General features: G+C 68.7%; 17 protein-coding genes. 4 read left to right on the top strand and 13 right to left on the bottom strand.

All coding sequences use genetic code 11. From position 1 onward, the window contains the following. Window positions 1–40: 40 nt before the first annotated feature. The 8 genes from EV675_RS03715 to EV675_RS03750 form a co-directional block, all read right to left on the bottom strand. Window positions 41–1,093, bottom strand: a complete 1,053-nt coding sequence (locus EV675_RS03715) for a carbon-nitrogen hydrolase family protein (protein ID WP_130356054.1) — start codon at window positions 1,091–1,093, stop codon at window positions 41–43. Window positions 1,094–1,113: 20 nt separating this feature from the next. Continuing rightward, window positions 1,114–1,812 (bottom strand): ABC transporter ATP-binding protein, encoded by a 699-nt coding sequence (locus EV675_RS03720; protein WP_130356055.1) that lies wholly within the window; start codon window positions 1,810–1,812, stop codon window positions 1,114–1,116. Beyond that, complete coding sequence (locus tag EV675_RS03725) at window positions 1,806–2,573, bottom strand: ABC transporter ATP-binding protein (protein WP_242621324.1); 768 nt, start codon at window positions 2,571–2,573, stop codon at window positions 1,806–1,808. Before EV675_RS03725 ends, EV675_RS03720 begins: the two co-directional genes overlap by 7 nt. Beyond that, a complete protein-coding gene (locus tag EV675_RS03730; RefSeq protein WP_130356056.1) occupies window positions 2,566–3,582 on the bottom strand; it encodes a branched-chain amino acid ABC transporter permease in 1,017 nt (338 codons plus the stop codon). The genes EV675_RS03725 and EV675_RS03730 overlap by 8 nt, the downstream gene beginning before the upstream one ends. Before the next feature lie 5 nt (window positions 3,583–3,587). Next, a complete protein-coding gene (locus tag EV675_RS03735) occupies window positions 3,588–4,493 on the bottom strand; it encodes a branched-chain amino acid ABC transporter permease (protein WP_130356057.1) in 906 nt (301 codons plus the stop codon). 1 nt (window position 4,494) lies between these two features. Continuing rightward, window positions 4,495–5,661 carry an ABC transporter substrate-binding protein gene (locus EV675_RS03740; protein WP_130356058.1) on the bottom strand — a complete coding sequence of 389 codons (1,167 nt, stop codon included), beginning with the start codon at window positions 5,659–5,661 and terminating at the stop codon, window positions 4,495–4,497. A 65-nt stretch (window positions 5,662–5,726) separates the two neighbouring features. Next, entirely contained in the window at window positions 5,727–6,638 is a 912-nt protein-coding gene (locus tag EV675_RS03745) for a fumarylacetoacetate hydrolase family protein (protein WP_130356059.1), read from the bottom strand. 90 nt (window positions 6,639–6,728) lie between these two features. Next, window positions 6,729–7,850 carry a cupin domain-containing protein gene (locus EV675_RS03750; RefSeq protein WP_130356060.1) on the bottom strand — a complete coding sequence of 374 codons (1,122 nt, stop codon included), beginning with the start codon at window positions 7,848–7,850 and terminating at the stop codon, window positions 6,729–6,731. 208 nt (window positions 7,851–8,058) lie between these two features. Here EV675_RS03750 and EV675_RS03755 point away from each other — a divergent pair, with 208 nt between their 5' ends. The 3 genes from EV675_RS03755 to EV675_RS03765 all read left to right on the top strand — a co-directional run bounded on the left by EV675_RS03755 (window position 8,059) and on the right by EV675_RS03765 (window position 11,755). Beyond that, window positions 8,059–9,651, top strand: coding sequence for a sulfatase family protein (locus tag EV675_RS03755; protein WP_130356061.1), 1,593 nt, complete (start codon window positions 8,059–8,061; stop codon window positions 9,649–9,651). Between the two features lie 63 nt (window positions 9,652–9,714). Beyond that, on the top strand, window positions 9,715–10,710 hold the full coding sequence (locus tag EV675_RS03760) for a Bug family tripartite tricarboxylate transporter substrate binding protein (RefSeq protein ID WP_130356062.1): 996 nt from the start codon (window positions 9,715–9,717) through the stop codon (window positions 10,708–10,710). 43 nt (window positions 10,711–10,753) lie between these two features. Then, the gene (locus EV675_RS03765; protein ID WP_130356063.1) at window positions 10,754–11,755 is read left to right on the top strand and encodes an AraC family transcriptional regulator; all 1,002 of its coding nucleotides are present in this window, start codon (window positions 10,754–10,756) and stop codon (window positions 11,753–11,755) included. Window positions 11,756–11,771: 16 nt separating this feature from the next. On the opposite strand, the gene EV675_RS03770 is transcribed toward EV675_RS03765, so the two are convergent. Genes EV675_RS03770 through EV675_RS03790 form a run of 5 tightly spaced genes read right to left on the bottom strand, consistent with a single transcriptional unit; the run spans window position 11,772 to window position 16,325 of the window. Continuing rightward, entirely contained in the window at window positions 11,772–12,605 is an 834-nt protein-coding gene (locus tag EV675_RS03770) for an SDR family oxidoreductase (protein ID WP_130356064.1), read from the bottom strand. Between the two features lie 14 nt (window positions 12,606–12,619). After that, window positions 12,620–13,222 carry a cysteine hydrolase family protein gene (locus EV675_RS03775; protein ID WP_130356065.1) on the bottom strand — a complete coding sequence of 201 codons (603 nt, stop codon included), beginning with the start codon at window positions 13,220–13,222 and terminating at the stop codon, window positions 12,620–12,622. Continuing rightward, window positions 13,222–13,737 (bottom strand): aromatic-ring-hydroxylating dioxygenase subunit beta, encoded by a 516-nt coding sequence (locus EV675_RS03780; protein ID WP_130356066.1) that lies wholly within the window; start codon window positions 13,735–13,737, stop codon window positions 13,222–13,224. The genes EV675_RS03775 and EV675_RS03780 overlap by 1 nt, the downstream gene beginning before the upstream one ends. Beyond that, the gene (locus EV675_RS03785; RefSeq protein WP_130356067.1) at window positions 13,734–15,068 is read right to left on the bottom strand and encodes an aromatic ring-hydroxylating dioxygenase subunit alpha; all 1,335 of its coding nucleotides are present in this window, start codon (window positions 15,066–15,068) and stop codon (window positions 13,734–13,736) included. The genes EV675_RS03780 and EV675_RS03785 overlap by 4 nt, the downstream gene beginning before the upstream one ends. A 24-nt stretch (window positions 15,069–15,092) precedes the next feature. Further along, window positions 15,093–16,325: a dienelactone hydrolase family protein gene (locus tag EV675_RS03790; RefSeq protein ID WP_130356068.1), complete on the bottom strand. Its 1,233-nt coding sequence runs from the start codon at window positions 16,323–16,325 to the stop codon at window positions 15,093–15,095. Between the two features lie 253 nt (window positions 16,326–16,578). On the opposite strand from EV675_RS03790, the gene EV675_RS03795 reads away from it, so the two are divergent. After that, a complete protein-coding gene (locus EV675_RS03795; protein WP_165404412.1) occupies window positions 16,579–17,553 on the top strand; it encodes a Bug family tripartite tricarboxylate transporter substrate binding protein in 975 nt (324 codons plus the stop codon). The last annotated feature ends 10 nt before the right edge of the window (window positions 17,554–17,563 follow it).

Below are 17,563 nucleotides of genomic sequence, written 5' to 3' on the forward strand. Positions count from 1 at the left end.
TCTCCTGGGCAAGGCCCGCCCCCCGCGGGGGGCGGCAGATTCAGAACTTCCCAGATGATAATTCGCCGCCGCCGGGCATGCTCGCGGAAGGCGGTACGGCGTCGAAGGACTCGTCCGGCAGCGGATCGGGATCGTCCAGGAACTGCGCGGGCTGCTGGGTGCGCCGGTTCACGCGCAGGTCGAACACGTCGAAGCGGTTGTAGTGGCCGATGATGTCGTGCATCTGGCGCGGCTGGATGCAGCGCGACAGGTCCACGTCGGCGTAGACGATGCCCTCGCGGTCGATCAGCGGGTCGCCGATGACGCGGCCATCCGGGCCCAGGATGGCGGAGAACGCGCTGTTCGAGCGGCGCAGCAGGTCGCGCGTGTGCGGATGGGAGGCCGCCATGGCTTCGACGATCTCTTCCGAGATGGTCGAGCACGACACCACCGTGTAGACCTTGCCCTCGAAGCTGTGGGCGGCCGCGCGCACGCGTATGGCCTCGGCCATGTCGTAGTCGGCCGGCGCCACGGGCAGCGAGATGTAGCTGGCCACGTGCACCAGTTCGCCCTGGGCCAGTAGGGCAAAGCGCGCCAGCGTGTTGGTGTTCTCGCCGCAGGCCAGCGCGCCCAGCCGGCCGATGGCGGTGTCGTGCACGCGCAGCGAGGAACCGTCGCCATTGGCCCAGGTCAGCTTCTCGGCCCAGGTCGGCACCAGCTTGCGGTGGCGGCCCAGCAGCTTGCCGTCGGGGCCGATGGTGACCAGGGTGTTGTAGATCGTGCCCAGGCCGTGCGCGGCCCGCTCGTTCACGCCCACCACCACGTGTACCTTGCAGGCCTGGGCGGCGGCGGCGATGCGCCGGATCTCGGGGCCGGGGATCTCGATGGCGCTGCGGCACAGCTTCTCGAACCACGGGCTGCCCTCGATGGGCGTCATGATCCAGTTCCAGTACGGATAGCCCGCCACGAACACCTCGGGGAAGGCCACCAGCGAGGCGCCGTTGCCGGCGGCTTCCTCGATCAGCGCGCACACCTTGTCCACGGTGGCGTCGGTGTCCAGGAAAACCGGGGCGGCCTGCACGGCCGCGGCCTTGAAACGGGGGAGATTCAACATGATGTTCCTCGCGTCCTTGATCAGAGTCCCAGATAGCGCTGGGCCAGTTCCGGCTGGCCCGACAGTTCGTCCGGCGTGCCCGCCCACACCACCCGCCCCTTCTCGACGATGTGGTGGCGGTCGACCAGCGCGCGCATCTCGGCCAGGTTCTTGTCTATCACCACGATGGTCAGCCCTTCGCGCTTGAGCACATCCAGGCAGCGCCAGATCTCCTGGCGGATGATGGGCGCCAGGCCCTCGGTGGCCTCGTCCAGCACCAGCAATAGCGGATTGGTCATCAGCGCGCGGCCGATGGCCAGCATCTGCTGCTCGCCGCCCGACAGCGTGCGCGAGGACTGGCGGCGCCGTTCGCCCAGCCGGGGAAAGAGCTGGTAGATGCGGGGCAGGTCCCAGTCCGAGGCGCCGCGGCCGGCGCGGCGCGTGGCCACCAGGTTTTCCTCCACCGTGAGCGAGCCGAACACCCGCCGCCCCTCGGGCACCAGGCCCACGCCCAGCCGCGCCACCGTGTGCGGCGCCTGGTTGGCGAGGTCGCGGCCCTGGATGGCCACGCGGCCGGCGCGCGCGGGCAGCATCCCCATCAGCGTGCGCACGGTGGTGGTCTTGCCCATGCCGTTGCGGCCGATCAGCGATACGACCTCGCCCTGCCCGGCCTCGAACGACAGGCCGAACAGCACCTCGCTCGATCCGTATCCCGCCCGGATGCCGTCCACGCTCAGCATGCCGCGTCTCCCAGATAGGCGCTGCGCACCTCGGGATGCTGGCGCACCTCGTCGCAGCTGCCGGTGAATATGAGCTTGCCGTAGACCAGCACGCTGATGCGGTCGGCCAGCGCGAACACGGCGTCCATGTCGTGCTCCACCAGCAGGATGCCATAGCGCTCGCGCATCCCCGCCAGCAGCCGCGTCATCCGCGCCGATTCCTCCGGCCCCATGCCGGCCATGGGCTCGTCCAGCAGCAGCAGGCGCGGCTCGCGCGCCAGCGCCACCGCCAATTCGAGCTGGCGCCGCTCGCCATGGGCCATGTCGGCCGCCGGCACGTCGGCGCGGTCGGCCAGGCCCACGCGCTCCAGCCACGATTGCGCGCGCCCGGCCAGCTTCGCGTCGCGCCGGGGATCGGACCAGATCGAGAAGATCGTGCGCGGGCCCACGGTCAGCGACAGCATGACGTTCTCGATGGCGGTGTACTCCAGGCACAGCTGGGTGATCTGGAACGACCGCCCCAGGCCGCGCCGCGCCCGCTCGTAGGCCGGCATCGCCGTCACGTCGCGCCCGGCAAGGTGGATCTGGCCCGCATCGGGCCGGATCTCGCCGCAGATCTGCGTGATCAGCGTGGACTTGCCCGCGCCGTTGGGACCGATCAGCGCATGGATCTCGCCCGCGCGCACGGTCAGGTCCACGTCCTGCGTGGCCGCCACCGCGCCGAACGACTTGCGCAGGCCCCGCACGTCCAGCAACACCTCTTCCATGACCGCGCTATCCATGGCGCTTCCCTAGCCAGTGGCCGAAGAGCCCATGCTTGCCGGCCAGCACCACCAGCACCAGGATGGGACCCATGATGAACATCCAGTGCTCGGTCCAGGCCGACAAGGCCTGCTCCAGGCCCAGGAACACGGCGGCGCCCGCGATCGGCCCCAGCAGCGTGCCCACGCCGCCCAGGATGACGATGGCCATCAGTTCGCCCGACTTGGTCCACGCCGCCATGTCGGGCGTGACCAGCTCCGCGTAGTTGGCCCACAGGATGCCGGCCATGCCGGTGCCCACGGCCGAGATCACGAAGGCGCTGAGCCGGTACGGCATGGGCGCCACGCCCAGGTTCACCGCGCGCCGCTCGCTCTGGCGCAGCGCCTGCAGCACCATGCCGTAGCGCGAATTGACCAGCTTCACGCAGAAGAGCGTCCACAGCGCCAGCACGGCCAGGCTGAAGTAGTAGAAGCTGACCGGATCGGCCAGGTCGATGCCCGGCAACTGGCTGCGCTGCGACATCATCAGGCCGTCGTCCCCGCCGTACACCTGGAGCGACACCAGGATGAAGTACACCATCTGGCCGAAGGCCAGCGTGATCATGATGAACTGCACCCCGCTGGTACGCAGCGCCAGGTAGCCCACGGCCCATCCCAACAGCGCGCAGCATGCCAGCGCGAGGGGCCAGACGACCAGTGCCTGCGTGCTGCCGGCCCAGCCGAACAACGGCCCGGCCTCGACCGCATGGAAGGTGACGATGGCCACCACGTAGCCGCCCAGTCCGAAGAACATGGCGTGGCCGAAGCTGATCAGCGCGCCGTAGCCCAGCACCAGGTCCAGGCTGACCGCCGCCAGCCCGTAGATGACGAAGCGCGTCATCGCGTTGATCAGGTAGGGCGTGTCGGTGGCGTGCGAGGCCACCGGCACGAGGGCCAGCAGCAACAGGCCCACCCAGCCGAACACGGCGCGGCGGTTCCATTGCGTGAACAGACCCGGCGCGCCGCGCCCGGGTACCGCGATTCCACTCATCCGGTTCATCCCAGGAGTCCCTTCGGTCGGAAGATAAGTACCAGCGCCATCAGCACGTAGACGCTGGCCGACACCAGCCCCGCCGCCAGCATGTCCGCCACCTCGGGCGAGAGCATCGCCCCCAGGATCTGCGGGAAATAGGCGCGGCCCAGACTGTCCACCATGCCGACCAGCAGCGCGCCGGCCAGCGCCCCGCGCACCGAGCCCACGCCGCCGATCACGATGACCACGAAGGTCGTGATCAGCACGCGTTCGCCCATGCCGATTTCCACCGCCAGCAGCGGCGCCGCCATCACCCCGGCCAGGCCGCACAGCAGCGCGCCCAGCCCGAATACCACGCTGTAGAGCTTCTGGATGTCGATGCCCAGCGCGTCCACCATCTCGCGGTCGTCGGCGCCGGCGCGCACCAGCATGCCGACGCGCGTCCGGTTGATCAGGAACCACAGCCCCAGCGCCACCAGCGCGCCCACCACGATGAAGGCCAGGCGCATCAGCGGATACTGGAAGCCCGGCGCGAGCGGCACCGTGCCCTGCAGGAAGGCCGGGATCTCGACCATGGGCGGCTGGCGCCCGAAGATCATGCTGACCGCCTCGTTGGTGAACAGGATCAGCCCGAAGGTCGCCAGCACCTGGTACAAGTGGTCGCGCTTGTACAGGCGCCGGATCACCGTGAACTCCACCAGCAATCCGTACAGCGCGGCGCCCGCCAGGCCGGCCACCGCGCCGGCGGCAAAGGAGTTGGTGTGGGCCAGCGCGAACGCTCCGCAATAGGCGCCGACCATGTAGAACGACCCGTGGGTCAGGTTGATGACCCCCATGATGCCGAAGATCAGGGTCAGGCCCGACGCCAGCATGAAGAGCATGGCGCCGAACTGCAGGCCGTTCAGCAGCTGTTCGAATAGCAGCGCCATGTCAGCCTTTGCACTGGCCCACGTAGGCGTCCCGTCCGTCGGTGACCACCTTGCGCACGATCTTGGGCGCGAACCCGTTGCCGCTGCGTTCGATTCGCATCAGGTAATAGTCCTGGACAGGATGCCGGTTGGTGTCGAAGCGGAACTTGCCCCGCAGCGTCTGGAAGTCGGCCTTGGCCAGCGCGGCACGGAAGGCATCGCCCTTGGACAGATCGCCGTTCACGGCCTTCAGCGCCGAGGCGATCAAGAGCGCGGTGTCGTAGGCCTGCATGCCGTAGTCGGTAGGCTTGCGGCCGTAGGCCTCGGTGAAGGCCTTCACGAAGGCGCTGCTTTGCGGGTTATCCATTTCGGTGGTCCACATGCCGACCGTGTAGAGACCCTCGGCCGACGCGCCCGAAGCGGCCAGCATGCGCCCATCCATCGAGAAGGACGGCATCAGCATGGGGATGGTCTTGGTCAGCCCCGCGTTCGCATACTGCTTGGCGAAGTTGATGCCCGCGCCGCCCGGATGGAACTGGTAGATCGCATCGGGCGCCAGCGAACGCACGCGTGCCATCTCCACCGAAAAATCCGATTGGTCGAGCTTGGTGTAGATCTCGGCCACCACCTCGCCCTTGTACGTGCGCTTGAAACCGGCCAGCGCATCGCGGCCGGCCTGGTAGTTCGGCGCCAGCAGCACCACGCGCTTGTAGCCCAGCTCGTTGGCGGCCGCGCCGCCGGCCGAGTGGTAGGCGTCATTCTGGAAAGAAGCGACGAAGTAGTTCTTGTCGCACTTCTCGCCGGCGAAAGTCGAGGGCCCCGCGTTCAGGCTCACGTAGTAGGCGCCGTCGCGCAGCACGCTGGGCGCCACCGCCGCCAACACGTTCGAGAAGTTCACGCCGGTATACAGCTTGATGCCCGATTGCAGCATGCGGTCCACGGCCTGCTTGGCGTTCGCGGGCTTCAGGGCATCGTCCTCGACCACCAGCTCGACCGGCACGCCGCCCAGCTTGCCGCCGCCCTGCTTGATCGCCAGGCTGAAGCCGTCGCGTTCGTCTTCGCCGATGTAGCCGGCGGGCGTCGACAGGGTGGTGATGAAGCCGATCTTGACCGGCGCCTGGGCCTGCGCCGCGCCGGCGCCCGCGAAAAGGAGCGCGCACAGTCCGCCCCGGATCATGTTCCTGACCATTGTTGTTCCCCATGGATGTACTGCAACAGCTGGAATGAACCCGCGCGGACGCGGGGGCTTGGACCCTAGATGGCGACCACCGGATGGCGCAGCGAGCCGATCTTCTCGACCTGGGCCTCGACCACGTCGCCCGGCCACAGCCACTCCTGCGGCGTGCGGCCGGCGCCCACGCCCTCGGGCGTGCCGGTGGCGATGATGTCGCCCGCCTCCATCGTCATGGCCGCACTGATGTCGGCGATCAGATGCGGCACCTTGAACAGCATGTGGCGGGTGTTGGAGCTCTGCTTGGTCACGCCGTTGACGGTCAGCGACAGGTCCAGCACGTGCGGATCGGGGATCTCGTCGGCGGTGACGATGCAGGGGCCGAAGGGGCCGTAGGTATCCTGGCCCTTGGAATAGATCCACTGGCCGGCGCGGCGGCAGTCGCGCGCACTGACGTCGATCATCACGCTGTAGCCGAACACGTAGTCCAGCGCGTCGGCCTCGGCCACGCGATGCGTGCGGCGGCCCATGATCACCGCCAGTTCCACTTCCCAATCCAGTTGCTGGGTGATCCGCGCATTGTGCTCGATGGCCTCGCCGGGGCCGATCACGCTGGTGGGCGGCTTCGAGAAGATGACCGGCTTGGTCGGCAGGTCCTTCGAGGTGTCCAGCGTACGGCTGGACTCCTCCACGTGCTCGACGTAGTTCAGGCCGATGCCGAAGATGTTCTTGCGCGGCCGCGGGATGGGCGCCAAAAGAAGCGCGTTCTCGGCCGGGATCGCCGTGCCCACCGGCCATTTGCCTTCGTGGGCCTGCAGCAATTCGGTTGCCGACCGCACCGCATCCGGACCGAGGTCGATGAAGGCCAGCATGTCGTCGGGCAGCGGCACGCCGGCCACGGCCCCCAGGCGGGCCAGATCCACCACGCGGTCGTCCACCGCCGCCCCCAGACGGGCTTGCTCGGCAACGGTGGTGCGGTAGGTCACAAGACGCATTTTTTTCTCCATAGGGTCGCGCGAGGCGACAAGAATCCCGCCGCGGGCGGGACCCGCGGGATATGACAAGCATCGAATCGGTGTGGGCGCCTAGCCGATCAGCGGTTGGTGGCCATCGTTTTCCGCCAGCGCTTCTTCGCGGTAAAGCTTGAGCGCATGCATGACCGGCAGGTCGTTGAAGCAGAACAGGCAGGCGTCGTCGCGGCTGGACGCATTGGCATGTTCGTGGAAGGCCCAGGACGGCACGCAGAAGATGTCGCGCTCCTGCCAGTCGTAGCGGCGGCCGTTGATGATGGAATAGCCCTTGCCCTTGGCCACCTGGTAGAGAAAGCTGCCCGTGTGCCGATGGGCCCGGGTCTTTTCGCCGGGGCGCAACATCTGCATGCTGGCGCCCATGGTCGCCATGACCGGGCCGCCGGTAGCCGGGTTGGTGTAGTTCATCAGCACGCCGTCGTACGGGCTGCCGTCGGTGGTCGCGGCGTAGCGCCGCAGGGCTTCGTAGGTAGGTTCCCACTCGTACTTGAACAGCGGCGAATACGGTTTGTTCCAACTCTCGCCATGGGGCCGCAGCGCCACCCCGCCCCAGGCCGCGGTGGAATCGTCCACCGGGTGGGTCACGGCCTGGTTCAGGTCCGGATGCACCGCGTAGAAGCCGGCCTCCAGGGCGTTGACCAGCGGAATGTCCAGCCCGTCCTGCCAGATGCAGGGCGTGCCTTCCTCGCTCACGCCATGCTCGTGCCAGGTGCCGTTGGGCGTCAGCACGAAGTCGTTCGCGCCCAGGGTCATCTTGTGGCCGTCGACGATGGTGTAGGCGCCCCGCCCTTCCATGATGAAGCGCAGCGCGCTGGAGGAATGGCAGTGGGCCGAGGCGACCTCGCCCGGGTGCATGACCTGCAGGCCCGAGTACAGCCAGCCCACGGCCGCCGACACCTCGCGCCGGCCGGGATTGTTCAGGTAGATGACGCGGCGGCCGGCCTGCTCCGGCGTGACCAGGTCCACCGAGCGCAGCACGTGCTCGCGCAGGTCGCGGTAGCGCCAGACCACCGGCACCGATTCGGACTTCGGCTGCCAGGGCTCGATCTTGTTGGCCACGGTCCACAGCGCGCCGGTCTCGTATTTGGCCAGCTCGTCGTAGTAGGCCACCAGTTCCGGGGTATCGCCCACGTTGGCCCTGCCGATCACCTCTTCCCGATACGCATCGTGTCGCGCCATGCCGGACTCCACTTTTTTATAAAAGATTTTATTTTTTCGAAATAATAGATCGCGATCAGCCGCCGCCACAACCGGACCCTACCTATCGTTTACCCGGAAACAAACCCCCGATCCGCAAAATGTCCAGGGCCGGACAGGCGTGGCCCGATTCGGATTGCCGCCCCCAAGGCGCATCTCTACATTGCGCTGACGAAACCGCGGACGCCCCATGCGACAGCCCAACATCCTGCTCATCATGACGGACCAGCACCGGGCCGACCACCTCGGGTGCTACGGCAACCGGCAGGTCCGCACGCCCCACATCGACGGCATCGCGGCCAGGGGAACGGTGTTCGACCGCTTCTACGTCGCCTCGCCGATCTGCATGCCCAACCGCAGCACGCTGATGACCGGCCGCATGCCGTCGCTGCACGGCGTCCGGCACAACGGCATCCCGCTGCGCCTGGACGACACGACCTTCGCCACCATGCTGGGCGCGCGCGGCTACCGGACGGCGCTGATCGGCAAGAGCCATCTGCAGAACATGCAGGACATCCCGCCGCTGGTCCAGCGCGCGCCGCACGAGGGCCGGGCCGTGGTCCCGGCCCATCCCGACGCCACCGGCGACCGCCGCGACGGTCCGGCCTACGAACAGGAACTCGCCAGCCGCTGGCGCGACCCGGCGCACCGCATCCGGCTGCCCTACTACGGCTTCGATCACGTCGAGCTTTGCATGGAGCACGGCGACGAAGCCTTCGGCGACTACCAGCGCTGGCTGGCGCAGCGCCTGCCCGAGGCCGACGGCCTGCGCGGCCGCCGGCACGCCCGGGCCGATGACCGCTACGTGGCGCCCCAGGCCTGGCGCACGCGCCTGCCCGAAGCGTGCTACCCCAGCCGCTACATCGCCGAACGCGGCGCCGCCTACCTGGAGGCGCACGCGGCCCGCGGAGCGGCCCAGCCCTTCTTCCTGAAATGCTCGTTCCCGGACCCGCACCATCCGTTCACGCCCCCCGGCCGCTACTGGGGCATGTACGACCCCCGGAGCATCGCCGTCCCGCCCACCTGTGCCCCGCCGGCGGCCGAGGCGCCGCCCCATCTGCGCTGGCTGCACGACGAACGCGCCGGCGGCCGGGCGAACCTGGACACGCCGCGCGTGGTGGCCGTCACGCCCCGCGAGGCGCGGGAAGCCATCGCGCTGAGCTACGGCATGATCACCCTGGTGGACGACTGCATCGGCCGGATCCTGCAGGCGCTGGAAGCCACCGGCCAGGCCCGCGACACCATCGTGGCCTTCACCAGCGACCACGGCGATTTCATGGGCGACCACGGCCTGTTGTTCAAGGGCCCGCTGCACTACCAGGGGCTGGTGCGCGTGCCCTTCATCTGGGCCGATCCGCGGGCCCCCGGAGGACGGCGCAGCGCCGCCCTGCACGGCACGCTGGATATCGCACAGACCTTGCTGCACCGGACCGGAACGGCGCCCTACCACGACATCCAGGGCATGAGCCTGCTGCCCGCGCTGGACGATCCCGGCTGGCAGGGGCACGACGCCGTGCTGATCGAGGACGAGATCCAGCGCGTGTTCGGCGGCTTCGACAGCCCGGTCCGGCTGCGCACGCTGATCACCCGCCAATGGCGGCTGAGCGTCTACCTGGGCGCCGAGTGGGGGGAACTGTACGACCTCGCGAACGATCCGCACGAACGCGTCAACCTGTGGCACGACCCGCGGCATGCCGGCACACGCGCAAGCCTGATGGAAGCCCTGGTCCGGAAAATGATGGCCCTGGCCAGCCGTTCCCCCCTGCCCACCCGTATCGCGTAGACTGCCCCGCCAACCGGTGGGCCGTCCCGACAACCACGTAGGAACCTCACACGGAGATTCACCATGGTCTGGCCCTTCACCCTCCCCCGGCTGGGACGCATCCTGCTCTGGTCCTCGATCGGCGCCCTCTCGCTGGCCGCGAACGGCAGCCGCGCCCAGGCATGGCCCACCGGCCCCGTCAGCATCGTCGTGCCCTCGTCCCCCGGCAGCGGCCCCGACGTGCTCGCGCGCAGCCTGGGCGAACGGCTGGCCGCGGCCACGCAATCGACCGTCATCGTCGAGAACAAGCCCGGCGCCAACGGCGTGATCGGCACCGCGGCCGTGGCCAACGCGCCGCCCAACGGCGGCGCCCTGCTGCTGTACGATCGCCTGACGTTGACGGTCAACCCCGCGCTGCTGGCCAAGCTTCCCTACCACCCCAAGGACCTGGTCGGCGTCACCGACGTCGCCAGCGTCGACCTGGTCTTCGTCTGCCGCGCGAACGCGCCGTACAAGACCTGGGACGAGATGCTGGCGTTCGCCCGCGGCAAGGCCGGCGCGCTGACGGTGGGCACGGCGGGCATAGGCAGCGTGCACCATCTCAGCCTGGAGCTGATCAAGCGCCACTACGGCATCGCCATGGTCGACGTTCCCTACCGGGGCATCGCCCCCGCCGTGGCGGGCCTGCTCGGCGGCGAACTGGGCTGTGTCATCACCGGCCAGGAAACGGTGCTCGAACACATCCGTTCGGGCAGGCTGCGGGCGCTGGCCATCGGCGCCGCCCAGCGGTCGCCGCTGTTGCCCGACGTACCCACCCTGCGCGAGGTGGGCGCGCCGGACGATCTCCTGATCCCCACGCACTTCACCCTGTTCGTCCATGCCGCCACGCCACGGAACATGGTGGACCGCATGCAGGAAAAGGTGGCCGAGGCCTTGCGCAACCGCGCGCTGATCGACCGCTTCGCCGAACGCGGGCTGATCGTCGCGCCCAGCAGCCCCGATCGGGTCGCCCAGGCCATGGCCCGGGAACAGGAACGCTTCACGAAACTGATACGCGACGCCGGCATCAAGATGGAGTAGGCTCGAACGTGAACGGCGCGTTGCCGGCGCAAGGGAGCAATACATGGCAGGCGGTTATCTCGCCCACTCGGAAAACGTGCTGAAGAACCACGTCCTGCTGTCCTCGTCGGACCTGGACGAGGTCCGCTCGGGCGTGGCCGGCGTGCTGAACGAACACCGGCTGACCCCGCGCGCCCGCCACCTGGACGCGCGCCTGTATGGCGCCGTCACTGCCGGCCTGCAGATGTGCCTGCTGGAATACGGCGGCGCCGTGGCGGTGGAGACCGCGCCGTCGCGCGACTTCGTGCTGGTCCAATCCGCGTTGCGCGGCGAAGTCAGCGTCCGGTGCCGGGAGGGGCAATGGTCCCTGCGGCCGGGCGACACCCTGATCATGCCCTCGAACGTGTCCCTGGAACTGGAGTGGGGAACGTCGACCACGCAGTTGCTGATCAAGATTCCCAAGGCGCTGCTGTACGAGGTATACGAACACCTGACCGGCAAGCCGGTCGACGATCCGATCGACTTCGCCCGCGAGATCCCGCTGGATGCCGCACCCGCCCAGGGGCTGCGCACGCTGATCGAGTATTTCTGTTCCCACCTCGCGCCGGCGCCCGGCGCGCCGGGCGGCCCGATGGGGCTGCGGATCGCGCAGCAGGCATTGATCGGGCACCTGCTGAACACGCAGGCCCAGGGCTTGCGCGACCGGCCGGCCACGGAGGCCCGCCGGGTATTGCCGCGCTGCGTGCGGCGCGCCCAGGAATTCATGGAGTCCTGTATGCAGGAAACCGTCTCGCTGCAGGACATCGCCGGCCATGCCGGAGTCAGCGTGCGCACGCTTTCCCGGGCCTACCAGGACCAGCATGGCGTCAGCCCCATGGCCGCGCTGCGCGCCATGCGCCTGGACCGGATCCGCGACGAACTCAAGGGCGGCACGGCGGACAGCGTCTCGGAAGTCGCGTATCGCTGGGGCTATCCGCACCTGGGCCGCTTCGCGGCCGCCTACCGGGAACGCTTCGGCGAATCCCCCAACGAGACCTTGCGCCGGCGCGTGCGCGGACAACCCTGAGCGGACCGCCCGGCCGTTACTCCAGCCCTGATTCCGGTTGGCGAGCGGCCTGGAACCAATAGGCGGGCGAGCGCCCCTGGTCGGGGCCCAGCACCGCGTAACCGCCGTCCACGGGCAGGTCGGCACCGGTCACGAAGCCCGCCGCGCCGGAGCACAGGAACAGCACGGCCGCGGCCACGTCCTCGATGTTTCCCACCCGCGCCAGCGGGTGGAAGGTGGACGCGACGCGATCGGCCAGTTCGCGGTCTCCTGCCACCTGGGCCACCAGGGCCTCGGACCACGTCCAGGCGGGCGTCACGGCATTCACGCGTATGCCCTCGGGCGCCAGGTTTACCGCCATGCTGCGGGTGACCTGCAGGATGGCAGCCTTGCACGCGGGGTACAGCAGCCGGCCCAGCTGACCGACCTTGCCCGCGACGCTGGACAGGTTCACGACGGCCGGACGCTCGGCCCGGCGCAGCAGGGGCACGGCGCGCCCGACCAGCAGCGCCCCGCTGACCACGTTCACGTTCAACGAGCGCAGCCATTGCTCCCGGGTCGAGGCCAGTCCCGCGTCGTCGTAGATGCAGGCGTTGTTGACCAGGCAGTCGAGCCGGCCGAACTCGCGATCCAGGCTGTCCACCAGCCCGTCCAGATCGGCGTCCTCGGCCAGGTTGGTGCGCACGAAGCCCGCCGTCTGGCCAGGCCGGACCTGCGTGCGCAGTCGGGCCGCCAGGGCCTCGCCCGCCTGGGCATCGATGTCGGCCACCACCACCGACGCGCCGGCGCGCAGGAACGCCCCGGCAATGCCGGCCCCCAGGCTCCTGGCTCCGCCCGTGACCAGGGCAACCTTGCCATGCAGTTCGGTCATCGCGCCTCCTTTGTTCATGTTTCGGCCAACCGCTGGATCTCCTCCAGCCGGCCCACCTCGGCCAGCAGCCGCAGGTTGTGCAGGGCAGCCGTGTGCACCGCTGGACTGGCGGCGCCACAGGCGTCCTCGACCACGGCCGAATGCCAGCCCAGGTCGGTCGCGTGGCGGACGGTGTGCTCCACCACCGAGTTGGTGGCCACCCCGCCCACGAGCAGCAGCGACGGCCGCATCGCATCGAGCATGGTCTCCAGCCCGGAGCGGAAGAACGCATTGATGCGGTTGTGCGTCACCACCGGCTCGCCCGCCATGGGCGCAAGCGCTTCCAGGAATTGCGCCCCCCAGCTCCCCTCGGCCATGACCGCCTGCGCCACCACTGTCCTGAAGATGGCGCAGTTCTGTGTCACGTCGGAAAAATCCGGGCGATAAGCGATGCGCACGTGCACCACCGGCCATCGCCGCCGGCGCCCCAGATCCAGCAGGCCGCGCGCGCCCCGCACCACCGCCGGCTGCGCGGCGCCGTCGCCGGCCACGCCGAAGGCGAACCTGCCGTCCGGATGCAGGACTTCGTTCTGGTAGTGCAGCGCCAGCACGACGGGGCGCGAGAAATCGAGAGACATCACAGGAACACCTGGAGGTTCTCGTGGATCGCGTCGCAGTTGACCAGGTCCACCCGTTTCATCTCGATCCGGAACGACCCGTCCGCGGCGGGATCCTCGCGCAGCGTGTGCGTATAGCTGCCGCCGAACGCGCGCTGGCTGTCGGCCCGCCATTCGAGCATCTGGAACGACGAACGGACCACGATCGTTCCGGGGCCCGGGTCGATCACCGATACGTTGCCTATCGTCCTCGTCCCATGCGTGGGCGGCTGTTGCGACCAGTTCCGGTGGTTGGCCAGCCGGCGCGCGCGCACGCTGCGCAGCAGCGCGTCCTCGTGGAACAGGGAAACCTGGGTACGGGCGTCCTGCTGGCCGCGCATGCGCGGGACCCAATACATGCCCGTGGGGGTGAACAGCCGCAGCCATTCGTCCCAGGCGTTGGCATCCAGCAGCCGCGCCTCCAGGAACAGGAACTGCTCGACCCTGTGCCGCTGCCGGATCGCCTCGTCCAACTGCGCCGCTCCGATCCCGTTCATGCCACTCCCCCGCATCCTGCCCCACCTTCGGTCATCAAGGCCTTCCAGGCCACGAACTGGTTGCGTATGGGCAGCTCGCTCGTGCCGTTGACGGCGACTTTCCCGCCCGGGATGTCCCGGTCGGTGCCACAGTAACGGTGCATGCTGACCCAGTCCCCGCCGTCGAGCCGGTTGCCTTTCTGCACCCGGGTGTACAGCTCCACGTCGTCGGGCATCACATTGGACGACGGGGAATTGATGGTGTTGGCGTAAGTCACGGCGCGCTCGAACACGGCCTCGGGCGCCCCCTTGAGCCGAAAGGTGACGATCTCGACCAGGGTGCGATCGACCGCGACGGGCCGGATGACGCGGAACTGCTGGAACACCGTATGGGGCGACCCGCTGCCGTAGATGATGGTGTTGTGCAGGTTCATGCCCAGTATTTCCCGCGCCCGCGCCTCGCCCACCGCGGCGGCCAGGCTTTCATGGTGGGCACGGCTGGTCGGATCCCGGTCCGCGCCGCCGGGATCGAAGATCCCTTCCATGTAGCCGTGCCCGTGGTCGAAGGCGTGCACCGCCAGCTTCTCCCAGAACTGGTAGGGCTCGCCGTTGCCCGCCATGATGTGCAGCACGAACGGCATGTCCCGGCCGGCCATCGAGGCCTCGTACTCGTCGCGGGCCGCGACGACGGAGGACTCGTGCGTGACCGCGGCATGCATGGTGTCGTGCAGGTTTTCGTAGAAAATCTTCCAGTTGGAGTTCTGCCAGACGCGGAACACGCCGCCGGCCACCTCCACCTCGCCCACAGGCGAGCGGTCGCACAGATTGTCGATCGCCGCCTTCGCCCCGCCCAGGAAATCCACCAGATCGTCGCCGCCCTGGGCCAGGCTGGCGAAGACAAAGCCTCGATAACTGGCCACGCGGGCGACGCGCCGCAGCCAGAACGCCTCGTCGGCGGGATCGAAGGCCGTGCCTTCGTAGCCGGCCCGCAGCGGCGCCGACAGCATCGGGCCGTGGAGCCTGAACGTCCAGGCGTGGTAGGGACAACGGAAATGCCGGTCCACGTGCCCGGCGCCCGGCGGCACGATCTGCGCGCCCTTGTGCGGACAGCGGTTGTACAGCACGTGGGGCTTGCCATCCGCCGCCCGTACCAGGATGACGTCCTGCCGGCCGATGCGGCTCGTCAGATAATCGCCGGCTTGCGGGATCTGGCTTTCGTGCCCGACGTAGACCCATACGCGGCCATAGATGCGCTCCATCTCCAGGTCGAATATGCCGGGGTCCACATAGACCGCGCGGTGCACCTTGTCCGGCTTGACCATGTCAGCCAGTTGTTCGTTCGTGTACAACACAATCTCCTTACGCAAGGATTCCTGTCAGTCCTTCCCTTCGCTTTTCGCCCAGGACTGCATCAAGACGTTCGACGGCAGGCTTTCATCCAGCAGCTTGGCCGCCGTTTCCCGGCCCGCCACCGGCAGGCCCGCGGGATCCAGCACGCCGATCTGCACCAGCACCGACGCCTGGTCCCAGTAGATATGCTCGTGGCAGAGCTTGTCGCCGCGGAACTTGACGACCGCGACCAGCGGAATCTCCACGTAGCGGCCGGTGGGCGCGATGCCGGGCAGCATCCATTCGATCTCTTCGTCGTGGGTGAAGCAGAACAGCTGCTCGTCCACGATCTGGGTCGCGCCCACGGTGCGCGAAATGGGAACGAGCCGCGTATCCTTGGGCGTGGACGGAATGAAGTGATGCTTGTAGAAGCGATGGAGCTGCCGGGCGCCGACGCCGCCGGTCAGGGTGGGGATATGGTTGACGTAGGGCTCGGCCACCATGGTGCGCATGGTCTCGGCCGCGTCGCGCACCTCGAACTCCAGCTCGGTATGGCGGTCCCACAGCGCCGACAGGTCATAGCGGGGCCCGATGTGCTCGTGCAGGAACGCAATCGTGCGTTCGTAGCTGACCAGGGCGGCGGGCTTGCGGTAGAGCGGGCTGCCCTCGCGGGCGAACGCGTGGTCGGCGTCCGGATAGCGGTGCACCCGGGCATCGGGCGATCCGGCCAGGTGCGCGGCGATGCGCGCCACCGTCGCGGGCGGACAGTAACGGTCGGCGTCGCCGAAATGCAGCATGAGCGGCCGCGCCGGCGGATGGTCCAGGTGCGCCTCGATACCCACGCCGTAGAAACCCGCGGCGCAATCGACCAGCGCCCCGGCGGCGGCCAGATAGGCCAGCCGGCCGCCCAGGCAGTAGCCCACCGCCGCCACCTGCCCCGTCGTCGCGGGCGACTCCCGCAGCGTCCGCGCGGCCAGCGCGACGTCGGCCAGGCCGACGTCTACGTCGAATCGTTCCAGCAGCGCGAAAGCCTGCGCGTGGTCCTCTTCGCCGTAGCCCAGATCGACCCCCGGCCGGATCTGCGAGAACAGGTCCGGAACCAGCACCACGTATCCCTCTTCGGCATAGCGTTCGGCCAGCTTGCGCATGGTCTCGTTGACGCCGAAGATCTCGTGGCACAGCACCAGCCCGGGGCCATGGCCGGAAGCCGGCATCGCGCAGTACGCCGACGTTGCCGACCCGTCCGGGCGGGTCATGGGAATCGTGGTCTGGTGCTTCATGGGACCGCCTCGTTCGATGCCGATGCCGAACTATAGGCAGCGGCCCCCGGGCCGGTCTCGCCGCTTCAGGCCACGGATATCCGAAGCTCGCCACGATCTGGCGCGTTGCGGGGCGGCGGCTGCACGCCCCATGTCGTCCGGTTATGGCCCATACGCAAAACGACTTGCCGGACCCGCGGCGGGCTGCGAAAGTCCCCTCAACGACTTGCCGGGCCAACCCAAGACGACCACGGTTCAAGCAAAGGAGACATCCATGACCTTCACGTTCGGGAAACTGGCGCTGGCCGCCACGCTTGCCCTGGCCGCCATCGGCGCGCGGGCGGAGACCTGGCCGGCACGCCCGGTGCGCATCATCGTGCCGTACAACGCCGGCACGCCGCCCGACATCAGCAGCCGCATCATCGCGCAGAAGCTGACCGTCAAGCTGGGCCAGACCTTCTACGTCGACAACAAGCCCGGCGCCTCGGGCAGCCTGGCGGCGGGCGACCTGGACCGCTACCCGGCCGACGGCTATACCGCGATGACGCTGCTGACCCCGGTGGTGGTCGGACCGGCGCTGCTGTCCTCGTTCAAGAAAGACTTCGCCCGCGACTACGCGCCCGTCGGCCAGTACGACTGGACCTACAGCGTGCTGGTCGTCACGCCGTCCCTGCCCGTGCACGACGTGAAAGGATTGATCGAACTGCTGCGCGCCAAGCCCGATACCTACAGCTTCCCCTCGGGCGGCTACGGCACGCCGGCGCACCTGGCGGGCGAGCTCTTCAAGCAGCGCTACGGCGTCACGGCCACCCACGTGCCCTACAACCAGTTCACGGCCGGACTGGCCGACCTGGTGGCCGGCCGGGTGAACTTCATGTTCCTGACCAGCACGGTGGCGGCGGCGCAAGTCCAGGGCGGCAAGGTCAAGGCGCTGGCCATCGCCTCGCGCGACAGCCGGCTGCCCGGCCTGCCCGACGTGCCGACCATGGAGGAACAGGGCTTCAAGGGCTTCGACGTGCGCAACTGGGACGGCTTCGTCATGCGCAAGGAAACGCCCAAGGACGCGGTGGCCGGGTTCACGCGGGCGCTGAACCAGATCCTGGCCGATCCCGAGACGCGCAAGGCGCTGGCCGACGCGGGCGCCGACCCGGTCCCGAACACCACTGCGGAACAGTTCGGCGCGCTGATCGCCAGCGAGCAGGCCCGGCTGACGGACCTGGTGCGCCAGACCGCCATCAAGATCGACTGACTTCTTCCGG

It is taken from the genome of Pigmentiphaga kullae, assembly GCF_004216695.1.
GTDB classification, from domain to species: Bacteria; Pseudomonadota; Gammaproteobacteria; order Burkholderiales; family Burkholderiaceae_B; genus Pigmentiphaga; species Pigmentiphaga kullae.